This window comes from Streptomyces sp. SPB074, assembly GCF_000154905.1.
Taxonomy (GTDB): Bacteria; Actinomycetota; Actinomycetes; order Streptomycetales; family Streptomycetaceae; genus Streptomyces.
Window position 1 is genome coordinate 2,101,237 of the sequence record NZ_GG770539.1, and the last position, 12,158, is coordinate 2,113,394.

The 12,158-nt window shown below is 74.1% G+C and carries 13 protein-coding genes; 7 read left to right on the top strand and 6 right to left on the bottom strand.

The window, feature by feature from the left end; genetic code table 11:
- Positions 1 to 442, top strand: a 442-nt coding sequence (locus tag SSBG_RS08370) for an alpha/beta fold hydrolase (RefSeq protein ID WP_037869256.1), incomplete at its 5' end; no start/stop codon positions are given.
- Positions 443 to 505: 63 nt separating this feature from the next.
- On the opposite strand, the gene SSBG_RS08375 is transcribed toward SSBG_RS08370, so the two are convergent.
- Positions 506 to 1,438, bottom strand: a complete 933-nt coding sequence (locus SSBG_RS08375) for an NYN domain-containing protein (protein WP_008745759.1) — start codon at positions 1,436 to 1,438, stop codon at positions 506 to 508.
- A gap of 315 nt (positions 1,439 to 1,753) precedes the next feature.
- Between SSBG_RS08375 and SSBG_RS33590 the strand changes: the two genes are divergently transcribed.
- Positions 1,754 to 1,906, top strand: a complete 153-nt coding sequence (locus tag SSBG_RS33590; RefSeq protein WP_008745760.1) for a hypothetical protein — start codon at positions 1,754 to 1,756, stop codon at positions 1,904 to 1,906.
- 105 nt (positions 1,907 to 2,011) lie between these two features.
- Here the strand turns inward: SSBG_RS33590 and SSBG_RS08380 are convergent, their stop codons facing one another.
- From SSBG_RS08380 to SSBG_RS08395, 4 genes are all read right to left on the bottom strand, one after another.
- Positions 2,012 to 2,632, bottom strand: a complete 621-nt coding sequence (locus tag SSBG_RS08380; protein WP_008745761.1) for a MarC family protein — start codon at positions 2,630 to 2,632, stop codon at positions 2,012 to 2,014.
- A 209-nt stretch (positions 2,633 to 2,841) separates the two neighbouring features.
- Positions 2,842 to 3,720: a PHP domain-containing protein gene (locus SSBG_RS08385; protein WP_008745762.1), complete on the bottom strand. Its 879-nt coding sequence runs from the start codon at positions 3,718 to 3,720 to the stop codon at positions 2,842 to 2,844.
- A gap of 139 nt (positions 3,721 to 3,859) precedes the next feature.
- Positions 3,860 to 4,495, bottom strand: coding sequence for a DUF6758 family protein (locus SSBG_RS08390; RefSeq protein WP_199781351.1), 636 nt, complete (start codon positions 4,493 to 4,495; stop codon positions 3,860 to 3,862).
- 183 nt (positions 4,496 to 4,678) lie between these two features.
- Positions 4,679 to 5,281: a suppressor of fused domain protein gene (locus tag SSBG_RS08395; protein WP_008745764.1), complete on the bottom strand. Its 603-nt coding sequence runs from the start codon at positions 5,279 to 5,281 to the stop codon at positions 4,679 to 4,681.
- Between the two features lie 594 nt (positions 5,282 to 5,875).
- Here SSBG_RS08395 and SSBG_RS08400 point away from each other — a divergent pair.
- Together SSBG_RS08400 and SSBG_RS08405 are read left to right on the top strand one after the other, a co-directional pair.
- Positions 5,876 to 6,982: a magnesium and cobalt transport protein CorA gene (locus tag SSBG_RS08400; RefSeq protein WP_008745765.1), complete on the top strand. Its 1,107-nt coding sequence runs from the start codon at positions 5,876 to 5,878 to the stop codon at positions 6,980 to 6,982.
- A gap of 98 nt (positions 6,983 to 7,080) precedes the next feature.
- Complete coding sequence (locus tag SSBG_RS08405; protein WP_008745766.1) at positions 7,081 to 7,611, top strand: hypothetical protein; 531 nt, start codon at positions 7,081 to 7,083, stop codon at positions 7,609 to 7,611.
- A 46-nt stretch (positions 7,612 to 7,657) separates the two neighbouring features.
- Here the strand turns inward: SSBG_RS08405 and SSBG_RS08410 are convergent, their stop codons facing one another.
- Positions 7,658 to 8,392 (bottom strand): hypothetical protein, encoded by a 735-nt coding sequence (locus tag SSBG_RS08410; protein ID WP_008745767.1) that lies wholly within the window; start codon positions 8,390 to 8,392, stop codon positions 7,658 to 7,660.
- Positions 8,393 to 8,769: 377 nt separating this feature from the next.
- On the opposite strand from SSBG_RS08410, the gene SSBG_RS08415 reads away from it, so the two are divergent.
- The 3 genes from SSBG_RS08415 to SSBG_RS08425 all read left to right on the top strand — a co-directional run bounded on the left by SSBG_RS08415 (position 8,770) and on the right by SSBG_RS08425 (position 12,141).
- Positions 8,770 to 10,173 (top strand): magnesium transporter MgtE N-terminal domain-containing protein, encoded by a 1,404-nt coding sequence (locus SSBG_RS08415; protein WP_008745768.1) that lies wholly within the window; start codon positions 8,770 to 8,772, stop codon positions 10,171 to 10,173.
- A 64-nt stretch (positions 10,174 to 10,237) separates the two neighbouring features.
- Positions 10,238 to 10,852, top strand: a complete 615-nt coding sequence (locus SSBG_RS08420) for a DUF1003 domain-containing protein (RefSeq protein ID WP_008745769.1) — start codon at positions 10,238 to 10,240, stop codon at positions 10,850 to 10,852.
- A 155-nt stretch (positions 10,853 to 11,007) separates the two neighbouring features.
- A complete protein-coding gene (locus SSBG_RS08425; RefSeq protein ID WP_008745770.1) occupies positions 11,008 to 12,141 on the top strand; it encodes an Mrp/NBP35 family ATP-binding protein in 1,134 nt (377 codons plus the stop codon).
- The last annotated feature ends 17 nt before the right edge of the window (positions 12,142 to 12,158 follow it).

Below are 12,158 nucleotides of genomic sequence, written 5' to 3' on the forward strand. Positions count from 1 at the left end.
CTCCCAGGGACAGATCGAGAAGCTGGCGCTGCTCTCGCAGGCGCTCGGCGCGATGGAGAAGGGCGCGGTGTGGGAGGCGATGGCGGCGCTGGAGTCGCCGGCCGCCGCCGAGGCCGCGGCGCGCCCGGCCACCGAGCGGGACCGGCGGCTGCGCGAGCGGTGGCTCCGCACCCGTACCGCGCAACTCCTGACCACCGGGAAGCAGTTGGCGACGGAGCCGGACCGGGTCGATGAGCTGGCGGCGTGCGGGGTTCCGGTGCACGTCGTGTCGGGCGAGAGCGACGACACGTGGCCGGTGGAGTGGCTGGACGCGATGGCGCTCCGGCTCGGGGCGGACCGGACCCGTGTCGCGGGCGCCGGGCACTCCCCCAACACGGACCGCCCGGCGGAGACGGCGGCGGCGCTGCTCGCCTTCTGGGACGCGCACCCGGCGACACCCTGAGCCGGCCAACCCGGCCCCCGGGTATCCACACCCTCAGCTCCCCCGCCCCCGGCCCCCCGTCCCTCAGCCCCGCACGCCCGTCTCCGGTCCGCTGTCCGGGGTCGGGAAGAGGGTGCGTACGTGTTCCCAGAAGCCGTCGCGCAGGGCGCGGCGCAGGTCGGGCTGGGCACGCAGCGAGTACTGGAGGAGCGCTTCGGCCTCGATGAGGAGGTCCTGGTCGACGGGGCCGGGCAGGTAGGGGCCGGGAAGGAGCGCGGCGAGGGCTTCGGGGCCCTTGGTGCTGTACCAGGTGGCGGCGACGCGTTTGCCGACGAAGTGGACGTCGTCCCAGGTGGGGCGGGGGACGACGGCGTCGTCGAAGGTGACGACGGTGCGGCGGGCCACGTAGGGCTTGAGGAAGGCGAGGTCGAGGGTGCGTTGCGCGTCGGCCTCCCACAGGAGCGGGTCGGCCTGGTTGCGCAGGCCCTCGGGGGCCTCGATGCCCCACAGGTGGACGCGGGCGCCGAAGTCCTGCGCGGCCTCGACGGCGGGGACGAGGTCCTCGTCGCCGCCGAGGAGCACGGCGTCGCCGATGGCGCGGTGGCGGGCGAGGGACTCGATGTCGCCGCGGATGAGGGAGTCCACGCCCTTCTGCTGGTTGTTGGCGTTGAGATTGCCGAGCCGGACCTTGACGTCGGGCAGTTCGGCGATGGACTGTTGTTCGGCGGTGTGGATGCGGCGCCTGGCGCCGTCGTACCAGTAGACGCGGAGGAGTCTGCTGTGCGGGAAGACGTGGCTCGCGCAGTCCACGAGGGCGTCGATCAGGCCCTGGGCGTCGAGGTCGAAGCCCTTGCGGTCCTCGGTGCCCGCGACGAGCCGACCGGCCGCGGCGTAGAGGTAGCCGGCGTCGACGAAGATCGCGTGCGTCGCGGCTCCGGCGAGTTCCCCCGCGATCTGGGCGAGGTGCCGGTCGATGCGGTCGAGTCGGGCGCCGAGGTCCACGGTTTCCTGGTTCATAGGGGGCTCATTGTCCCGATCGGCGCGGGGCGCGCACAACCGCGCGAGGTGGTGCGCAGGTGTGCGGGGAGGAGCAGGGGGGTACGAGGGGTTCGTCCCTGTCAAGTACTTAGGGCACTGAAAGTTTTCCTTAGCCAAGGGAATGTTTGCTCAGGGCAACTCGTTGTACCCATTCGGAGCGGGGATACCCCAGTCTCGCAATCCACTCGTAACGGACGGGCAACGCCCTGTGCCGGGTACGGGCGCGACACTGGGTCCACACCCTCGCATCACAGTTCTCCTTTGGAGGATCACCCGGACGAAGGGAGAAGCCCCATGCGCTTCGAGATCATGCGCCTCGACGACGTGACCGGTTCCGCGATGGACAGCACGATCGTGGACGCGGCCTCCGTCAACCGGATCGTTCAGCAGGCGGCCGAGATCGGTCAGCGGCTCTACATCCGCCCGGCAGAGGCTCCGGCTTCGTAACGCCATGTTCCGTGACGGCCTCCGCACGGCCGTCGCACCTTTGATGATGACTCAGGGCCCCCGCCCGGCGAACGCCGGACGGGGGCCCTCGTGTGCGCGGGGGGCTCAGGCTCCCTTGATGACCCGCGTGACCCCGTTGATGATCTGTTGGACCGCGATGGCGGAGAGCATCATGCCCGCGAGCCGGGTCACGAGGACGACGCCGCCGTCCTTGATGACGCGGATGATGACGAGCGAGTAGCGCATCGTCGCCCACAGCACGAGGTGCATGGCGAGGATCGCGCACCACACCGAGAGCTGGGTGCTCACCGAGTCCGCGTGCTGCACGGCGAGGATGACGGAGACGATCGCGCCGGGGCCCGCGAGGAGCGGCATCCCGAGCGGGACGAGGGCGACGTTGACGTCCTTGGTCTGCTGGGGCTCGTCGGTCTTGCCGGTGAGCAGGTCGAGCGCGATGAGCAGGAGCAGCAGCCCGCCCGCGATCATCAGCGCGGGCACCGAGACGTGCAGGTAGTCGAGGATCTGCTGCCCGAGGATGCCGAAGACGACGATCACGCCGAAGGCGACGCACACCGCCTGGAAGGCCATGTGCCGCTGCGTCTTGGCGGGGCGGCCCGCGGTGAGGGCGAGGAAGATCGGGGTGATCCCGGGCGGGTCCATGATCACGAAGAGGGTCAGGAAGAGCGAGCCGCACGCAGCATTAAACCGAGTAGCAACAATGGACAACACCTGAGTCCCTTCGTGAGGTTCTGCAGCAGCGAGACGTCCCGAGAGAGTGAGGTTCACGGGGGACGGGTGGACGGGGCGTGCGTGCGCCCCGCGCTCGGCGGGGCGCTCGCCCGCGCCCCCGCCCGGCCTTGGTACGGGGCCGGACGGGGGCGCGCGCGGAAGCCGGCCGGGGCCCGGGTGGGATTGGCCGGAGGCGGGTGGGTGGTTCAGGCGGTGCGGGCGGCTCCGCCGGCGCCGGGGACCGGGAAGGCTCCCGTGGAGCGGCGGATGATCTCGGCGTAGACCTCGGGATCGGTCGTGCGGGCGCCGAGGGCGATCGTCTTGCGGGTGCCGTGGTAGTCGCTGGAGCCGGTCGCGAGGAGGCCGAGGTCCTTGGCGAGCGCGTGGGCGCGGGCGGTGGCGGCCGGGTCGTGGTCGGGGTGGTCGGCCTCGATGCCGTCGAGCCCGGCGGCGGCGAGGGCCGCGATGGCCTCCTCGCTCAGGGTGCGTCCGCGCGAGGCGGCGAGCGGGTGGGCGAGGACGCTGACGCCGCCCGCGGCCTTGACGAGGCGGATCGCCTCGGCGGGGTCGAGTTCCGCCTTGGGCGCGTAGGCGCGCCCGCCGTCGCCGAGCCACTGCGGTGTGAAGGCGTCCGAGACCGTCTCCACGACGCCGAGTTCGACGAGCGCGGAGGCGAGGTGCGGGCGGCCCACGGAGCCGCCGGCGGCGATGCGCGCGACCTGCTCCCACGTGATGGGCACGCCGAGGCCGCGCAGGCTCTCGACCATGGCCTTGGCGCGCGGGACGCGGTCGTCGCGGATCAGCTCGCGCGCGGTCAGCAGCTCCGGTTCCCCGGGGTCGAAGAGGTAGGCGAGGAGGTGGACGCCGATGCCGCCGGAGCGGCAGGACAGTTCGGCGCCGGGCACGAGGGTGAGCGGGCGGTCGAGCGTCGCGAGCGCGGCGGCGGCCTCGGCGTGGCCGCGCGTCGTGTCGTGGTCGGTGAGCGCGAGGACGTCGAGCCCGGCGGCGGCAGCGGCGGCGACGAGTCCGGCGGGGGTGTCCGTGCCGTCGGAGGCGGTGGAGTGGGTGTGCAGATCGACACGCACGGCACGGGCTCCTTCGGGGCGGGGTTCGGTACGGGGCGGCGGGGCCGCTGCCCGGGGCCCGGGATCGCCGGGCGCGTTCCAGGATAGGGCCCGCGCGCGGGGCGCGTGTCCGGCGCCCGGCGGGGCGGGGCGGACGCGCTCAGGGGCGGGGGCCAGCCAGGAGGGAGGGGGACAGCGCTCCGTAGGGCAGGAACTCCAGTTCGGACGCGGCTTCGCGGAGGTCGGCGAGGACGAGTTCCTCCGGGGCGAGGGCGGCGGCGCCCTCGGGGCGGCCGACGAGCCACAGGCGCACGCCGTCCGTGTCGCCGAGGAGGACGGTGCGGTCGGGCGGGGCCTCGGGGAGGCGCCAGAGCGTGACGGGGCGCCCGGCGGCGAGGAGCGTGCCGGCCGCCGGTTTGCCCTCGTCGGGCGCCGTGCCCGGGACCCCGGCCAGGTGGGCGCCGAGGCCGAGCCCGGGCCGTTCGGCGACAAGGAGGAGTTCGCTCGTGCCCTGCGGGCCGGGGCCGGCGCAGGCGAGGACGGTGGCGAGCGCCCCGGTCCTGGCGTCGCCCGCCGAGGTGGCGCCCGCGTAGAGCCAGCCGACGGGGAGCGGCCACGGCATCCACACCGGGACCCGCGCGCACCGTACGACGGCGGCCAGTTCCTCGGGCCCGGGCGGCAGCGCCGGGCGCAGGGGGGGTACGGCACCGTGGGCGGGGCAGCGCCACTCGTCGGCGAAGAGACCGGGCGCGCTCACCCGGCCACCGCAGCGCGGACAACGGACGTCCCCCCTCATACGGCCCACGGTCCCCGCCGCACGTGCCTCCGTCAAGGTCCGAGGTCGTGACCCGGCCACTCGGGAACGGGGGGCGGGGCAGGGTGGAGGAGGGGTGCGGCCCTCGCGGACACGGCCGGGGCGCCCCGCCGGCGGGGGGGCAGCGGGTCCCCGTAAGGGTGCGGGTAGCGGTCTGCGGTCCGCTCAGTCCAGCGGTACGGAGCCCCGCAGCGGGTCGCGCAGGTCCGTGGCGTGCGCGAGCCACTTCTCCTGGAGGGCCTGGGCGCCGCGGACGCGTTTCCAGGCGGCCTCGTGGGGGGTCATGGGGAGGAGGGGGAGGAAGGCGACCGGGGCGAGGGGCGGGTCGAGGTCCAGGGTCTCGACCAGGCCACCGGGCTCGGCGACGAGGACCGAGGTGAAGGGGGCGCCGGGCCACAGCGGTTCGCCCACGTCGAGCGAGGCACCCGGCGCGATCACGACGCCCTCGACCTGCGGCGAGGCGGCGAGTACCGCGAGGGGGCGCAGGACCTTGTCCGTATCGGCGCGCCCGGCCCGTACCGAGAGCACGAGTTCGGCGCGCGGGCCCTTCACCGGGTCCGCGAGGAACGCCGAGGGGTCGGTCATCGGCGCGGCCGACATGCCGAGGGTCGCGTAGCGCACGAGGGGCGCGGAGTCCTCCCGCGTGTCGGGGAAGCGCAGGACCTCGATGCGTTCCGCGCCGAGGAAGGTGATGCCCGCGCGGGCGTCGCTCGCGCCGAGCGCGCTGCTCAGTCGGGCCTCCACCAGGGCGAGTACGTCGGCTGCCATGCCCGCGACTGTACGCGGCGGGGGTGCGCGGGGCGCGCGTGGGCGGGCAGGGAAAAGCGGCCCGTGGCGTAAAGGCCGCGTAGGCAAGGCGTATCGCGCGGGCAAAACGGGGATTGACAGGACGGCCGACTGCTAGTCTTGGCCGCCGGTCAGGGCAGCGTGCAGAAGCGCGCTTTCAGCCCGGCCGCCGTACTCCCGGATGTCCGGGTCACCCGTCCCGCGAGGGACCGGCTGGAGGAGGTGGGGCTCCATGGATCGAAGTCGACCGTGCAGTACCACCCGCTCTTCCGCTTGACGGTGCCGTGCCCCGCTCCTGGGGCCCGGACCGGAACTTGAGGCCGTACATACCCGGGTCCCACGGGGGTAAACGCCTCTTTCCCTTCCGTTCTCGCCGCTGATCGCGGGGCACACGGAAGAGCACTTCGTCACCGCCTGATCCCCCCTCCCGTTCGCGCGGGAGACCCCGTCAGCAGCGCAGACCGCGCACCGCTCCTCGCGGTGCTCCCCGATGTGCGGACGTGCCCGGTGCGGCGCACGCCCTCGTTTCGGGAGGTTCCGCCCGGTACGCCCGGTCGCGCACGAAGGAGCAGCACCATGTCGATGATCCCCAGCCTGCGTGCCGTGGTCCGCCCCTCCGCCCGAAAGGTGCCCGCCCCCCACGAGACGGACCGTCACCCCGAGGTCAACTCCTCGGTCGTGGACTGCGCCGTCTACCGCGAGGGCCGCCGGGTGCCCACCGCGCACGCCCTGACCCCGCACGCGGCCGTCGAACTCGTCCGGCTCGGCGGCGGCTTCGCCTGGATCGGGCTGCACGAGCCGGGCGAGGCCGAGTTCGCCGGCATCGCCGCCGGCTTCGGTCTCCACCCGCTCGCCGTCGAGGACGCCGTCCACGCCCACCAGCGCCCGAAGCTGGAGCGCTACGACGACACGCTCTTCACCGTCTTCAAGACCGTCCACTACGTCGAGCACGAGGAACTGACCGCGACGAGCGAGATCGTCGAGACCGGCGAGATCATGTGCTTCACCGGGCGGAATTTCGTGATCACCGTCCGGCACGGCGGGCAGGGCTCGCTGCGCGGCCTGCGTCACCGCCTCCAGGGCGACCCGGACCTCCTCGCGCACGGCCCCTCGGCCGTCCTGCACTCGCTCGTCGACCACTGCGTGGACGGCTACCTCGTCGTCGCCGACGCGCTCCAGGACGACATCGACGAGGTCGAGACGGAGGTCTTCACCGCGCCGGGCAAAGGCGCCTCGCGCGGAGTGGACGCGAGCCGGATCTACCAGCTCAAGCGGGAGATCCTGGAGTTCAAGCGGGCCGTCGCGCCGCTGCTGCGCCCGATGCACCTGCTCAGCGAGCGCCCCATGCGGCTCATCGACCCCGCCATCCAGAAGTACTTCCGCGACGTGCACGACCACCTCGCGCGCGTCCACGAACAGGTCGTCGGCTTCGACGAACTGCTCAACTCCATCCTCCAGGCCAACCTCGCGCAGGCGACCGTGGCCCAGAACGAGGACATGCGCAAGATCACCTCGTGGGCGGCGATCATCGCGGTGCCGACGATGATCTGCGGCGTGTACGGGATGAACTTCAAGCACATGCCGGAGCTGCGCTGGACCTACGGCTATCCGATGGTCCTCGGCGCGATCCTCGTGATCTGCCTCGGCATCCACCGCACCCTCAAGCGCAACGGCTGGCTCTGAGGGGCCGCGGCCGGCTCCCCGGGGCCCCGCTGCCGCCGCCGGGCGGTGACGGTGCCCGCGCGGGTGGCGGCGCCCGCGCGGGTGGCTACGCTGCTCGTATGACTGCCGCCGCCAGCCCGCTCGACCGCGCCCTTGTCGAGGAAGCCGCGAAGAAGTCGTCCCTCGTCTGGGTGAGGGGCGAGGGCACCGATCCGGCCCGCGCGCTGTGGCACGTGTGGCACGAGGGCGCGGTGCTGCTCGTCGGGGACGGGCCCGGGGAGCAGCCGCTGCCCGGGCTCGCGGCGGGCGGCGCCGCCGAGGTGACGGTGCGGAGCAAGGACAAGGGCGTCCGGCTCGTGACCTTCCGGGCCGGGATCGAGGAGCTGACGGCCCGTTCGCCCGGCTGGGAGGCGGCGGTCGGCGAGCTGCGGGGCAAGCGGCTCAACGCGGCGGACGCGGAGCGGATGCCGGAGCGCTGGGCGCGGGAGTGCCGGGTGCTGCGCCTCGTCCCCGCGTACGAGACGGGGACGCTGCCCGCGCCGGACTCCTCGCTCGCCGCTCCCCCGCCGCCGAGCCCGGCCTCGACGCGGGTCACCCGGCCGGCGCCCCTGCCGAAGCTCGTTCTCGGGCGGCGGCGGAAGAAGAGGTGAGCCGCCGCGCGCGGACCGGTCCAGGCCGGGCGCGCGCCCCGCGCCCTCACGTCCGCGGCAGCAGTCTGTCCCCGTAGTCCACCGTCTCGTCCAGCCCCGGTTCCTTGAGGTCGAGCGCCGCGTTCCAGGCGCTCAGCGCCACCGTGCCCGCGTCGCCCGCCCGGCGCAGCTTGAGCGGGTACGGCTCGCCCTCCAGCGAGACGTCCACACGCGCGCCCGCACCCTTGTCGCCCGCGACGCGAACGGTGCGGACGCCGCCGCTCTCGCCGCGCCCGGAGGTGACGACCTCGCCGTCCAGCCCGAGGAGCCCGTCGAGCAGCGCCTTCTTGTCGGTGAAGAGGCTCAGTCGCTGGTACGAGGGGTCCTTGGGCGGCACCTTGACGTACTTCTTGTCGAGCTTGCCCGCCGCCGTCCTCGCGCTGCCGCCCTTGGCGTCGTCCGCCTCGTGCTCCCAGAAGGCGGCGTCCGCGCGGAGGTAGAGGTGCTTCTCGACGCGCAGGAGGGAGAACGCGGCGCCCTTGGTGCGGACCGTGCCCGTGCCGCCCTCGGCGGTCAGGCGCATGTCGAGGGTGTAGGTGTGCCCGCCGCTGATGAGGCTGCCCTTGAGCCGTACGGAACGCGCGCCGCCCGCCGCCGCGACGGTCTTGCGGTGGATCTGCTCGGCGGAGAGCTCGCCGACGCCGTTGGTGCCCTCGTCCGGGTCGTCGGCGCAGGCGCCGAGCCCCCCGAGGAGGGCGGCGCACACGGCGCCCGCGAGAACGGTCCTGGTCGGTCGGGGCAGGGCGCGGGGGGTCACCTGGGGGCGAGCCTCTCATCCGGGATCGGGGGGACACGGGGCCTGGGCCCGCAGCGTACCGGGGCGGCCCGTGGCTCCCGTACCGCAGGCCCCACGTCCGGCTCCGGCACTCCCCGCGCCCTGCGCCGCACTCCGCCACCCCCGGCGCCCACGCTCCCCCACCCGCCATCCGCCATCCGCCATCCGCCATCCGCCATCCGCCACGCTCCCCGCCCCCGTCCGCCGCGCTCCCCCGCCCGCCCCGGCCGACGCGCTCCGCCGCGTCCGTCCGGCCCAGCGGTCCGGCGGTGGGCGCCGTCAGCGGTTAGCCTGATCCCGCCCCGTAAAGAGATGTTCGTGCCGGTATACGGAGGAGGTGGCCGGTGGCCGGTGGCGCTCCGCGGATCTTCGTCTCGCACCTCGCCGGGATGGCCGTCTTCGACCCGAACGGCGATCAGGTGGGGCGGGTGCGCGACCTCGTGGCGACGCTGCGGGTCGGGCGGCGCCCGCCGCGCGTGCTCGGGCTGATGGTGGAGCTGCCCACCCGGCGGCGGATCTTCCTCCAGATGACGCGCGTCTCCGGGATCGAGTCCGGGCAGGTCATCTCGACGGGCGTGCTCAACGTGCGGCGCTTCGAGCAGCGGGCCGGGGAACGCCTCGTGCTCGGTGAACTCCTCGACCGGCGGTTGCGGCTCGTGGAGACGGGCGACGAGGTGACCGTGCTCGACGTCTCGGTCACGCAGCTCCCGGCGCGGCGCGAGTGGGAGATCGACCGCGTCTTCGTACGGAAGATGCCGGCCGCGCGCGGGCGGCTGCCGTGGAAGGGGAGCGGGCGGCGCGGCGGCGAGACGCTGACGGTCGAGTGGTCCGCGCTCGCCGGGTTCTCGCTGGAGGAGAAGGGGCAGGGCGCGGAGAACCTGCTCGCGACCTTCGAGCAGCTGCGCCCCGCCGACCTCGCGAACGTCCTGCACCACCTCTCGGCGAAGCGGCGCGCCGAGGTGGCCGACGCGCTGGACGACGACCGCCTCGCGGACGTGCTGGAGGAACTGCCCGAGGACGACCAGATCGAGATCCTCGGCAAGCTCCAGGACGAGCGCGCAGCCGACGTCCTGGAGGCGATGGACCCGGACGACGCGGCCGACCTGCTCGGCGAGCTGCCCGAGGCCGAGAAGGAACGGCTGCTCACGCTCATGCAGCCCTCGGACGCCGCCGACGTGCGGCGGCTCATGGCGTACGAGGAGCGCACGGCGGGCGGGCTCATGACGACGGAGCCGATCGTGCTGCGCCCGGACGCGACCGTCGCCGAGGCCCTGGCCCGGGTCCGCAACCCGGACCTCTCTCCCGCGCTCGCCGCGCAGGTCTACGTGTGCCGCCCGCCCGACGAGACCCCGACGGGCAAGTACCTCGGCACGGTGCACTTCCAGCGGCTCCTGCGCGATCCCCCGTTCACGCTGGTCAGCGGGATGCTGGACGACGATCTGCTGCCGCTCGCGCCGCAGGCGCAGCTGCCGGAGGTGGCCGGGTTCTTCGCCACGTACGACATGGTGGCGGCGCCCGTCGTGGACGACTCGGGGGCACTGCTCGGTGTCGTCACGGTGGACGACGTGCTCGACCACATGCTCCCGGACGACTGGCGCGAGACGGAGTACCAGCTCTCGGGCGAGGTCCCCGCCGACCGGGCGGCGCGCACGGGCGAGGCCCCGGCGGCGCGGGCCGCGCGGGAGGGCGCCGGAAAGGCGCGCGGCGCGGGGGACGGCGGGCGCGGAGAGGCGGGGCGGCATGGCTGAGCGGGGCGGCGGCGAGCGGGAGCGCGAGCAGCAGGTCGAGGCGGTGCGGGACCGGCTCCACGAGCTGCGCGAGCGGCGCGGGCAGGCGCGGCGGCGGCACGGCGAGGCGGAGGGGCAGCGGGAGCGGGAGCGCCGCGAGGGCACGGGCAAGGAGCGCGCCGCGGGGCGCTCGCGGCCGCGGCTGGACGTGCCGCGACCCCCGCGCAGGCGGCTGCTTCCCGACTACGACCCGGAGTCCTTCGGGCGGGCCTCGGAGCGCATCGCGCGTTTCCTCGGCACGGGCCGCTTCATCGTCTGGATGACGGTCATCATCATCGTCTGGGTGGTGTGGAACATCGCCGCGCCCGACGCGCTGCGCTTCGACAACTACCCCTTCATCTTCCTGACGCTGATGCTCTCGCTCCAGGCCTCGTACGCGGCGCCGCTGATCCTGCTCGCGCAGAACCGCCAGGACGACCGCGACCGCGTCAACCTGGAGCAGGACCGCAAGCAGAACGAGCGGTCGATCGCGGACACGGAGTACCTGAGCCGGGAGATGGCGAGCCTGCGCATGGGCCTCGGCGAGGTCGCGACCCGTGACTGGATCAGGTCGGAACTCCAGGACCTCGTCCGGGACTTGGAGGAGCGCGGGGCGGGCGGGGAGCGGGCCGGGGAGGAGCCGGAGCGCGAGCGGCGCTGAGCGCGGGGCCGTGCGGGCCGGGGCGGGCCCGCTCCCCCGCGGGGGCCGGGCCGGGGCGCGTGCCACCGGCGGGGTGACGAAGGCGACGCGAGGCCCGGTCGGGCGGGCGCGGGCGGCGCCGTACCATCGGGTACATGGCTTCCGACACGCCCACACTGCCGAGCGAGGACGCGATCCAGGCGGCGCTCGCGACGGTGAACGACCCCGAGATCCACCGGCCCCTGACCGAGCTGGGCATGGTCAAATCCGTGGAGATCGCGCAGGACGGCGCCGTCGCGGTCTCGGTCTACCTGACCGTCTCCGGCTGCCCGATGCGCGACACCATCACCGAGCGGGTCACGGCGGCGGTCGGCGCGGTGCCGGGCGTCACCTCGGTCGCGGTCGGCCTCGACGTCATGAGCGACGAGCAGCGCAAGGAGCTGGCCACCGCGCTGCGCGGCGGGCAGGCCGAGCGCGAGGTGCCCTTCGCGAAGCCCGGCTCGCTGACCCGCGTCTACGCGGTCGCCTCCGGCAAGGGCGGGGTCGGCAAGTCCTCCGTGACGGTGAACCTCGCGGCGGCGATGGCCGCCGACGGCCTCAAGGTCGGTGTCGTGGACGCGGACATCTACGGGCACAGCGTGCCCCGGATGCTCGGTGCGGACGGCCGCCCGACGCAGGTCGAGAACATGATCATGCCGCCGTCCGCGCACGGTGTGAAGGTCATCTCGATCGGGATGTTCACGCCGGGCAACGCGCCCGTCGTGTGGCGCGGCCCGATGCTGCACCGGGCGCTCCAGCAGTTCCTGGCCGACGTGTACTGGGGCGACCTGGACGTCCTCCTCCTCGACCTCCCGCCGGGGACGGGCGACATCGCGATCTCCGTCGCCCAGCTCGTGCCGAACGCGGAGATCCTCGTGGTGACGACCCCGCAGCAGGCGGCGGCCGAGGTCGCCGAGCGGGCCGGGTCGATCGCGGTGCAGACGCACCAGAAGATCGTCGGCGTGGTCGAGAACATGTCCGGGATGCCGTGCCCGCACTGCGGCGAGATGGTCGACATCTTCGGCACGGGCGGCGGTCAGCTCGTCGCGGACGGCCTGACCCGCACCACGGGCGCGCAGGTCCCCGTCCTCGGCGCCATCCCGATCGACGTGCGGCTGCGCGAGGGCGGCGACGAGGGCACCCCCGTGGTCCTCTCCGACCCGGAGTCCCCCGCCGGTGGCGCGCTGCGCACGATCGCGGGCAAGCTCGGCGGCCGTCAGCGCGGCCTGTCGGGGCTCTCGCTGGGCATCACGCCGCGCAACAAGTTCTGAGACACCCGGGGGGACGG

Coding starts and splice junctions, on each gene's coding strand:
- SSBG_RS08375 (WP_008745759.1), bottom strand. CDS start 1,438: ATGAACCAGGAAACCGTGGACCTCGGCGCCCGACTCGACCGCATCGAC.
- SSBG_RS33590 (WP_008745760.1), top strand. CDS start 1,754: ATGCGCTTCGAGATCATGCGCCTCGACGACGTGACCGGTTCCGCGATG.
- SSBG_RS08390 (WP_199781351.1), bottom strand. CDS start 4,495: ATGAGGGGGGACGTCCGTTGTCCGCGCTGCGGTGGCCGGGTGAGCGCG.
- SSBG_RS08395 (WP_008745764.1), bottom strand. CDS start 5,281: ATGGCAGCCGACGTACTCGCCCTGGTGGAGGCCCGACTGAGCAGCGCG.
- SSBG_RS08400 (WP_008745765.1), top strand. CDS start 5,876: ATGTCGATGATCCCCAGCCTGCGTGCCGTGGTCCGCCCCTCCGCCCGA.
- SSBG_RS08405 (WP_008745766.1), top strand. CDS start 7,081: ATGACTGCCGCCGCCAGCCCGCTCGACCGCGCCCTTGTCGAGGAAGCC.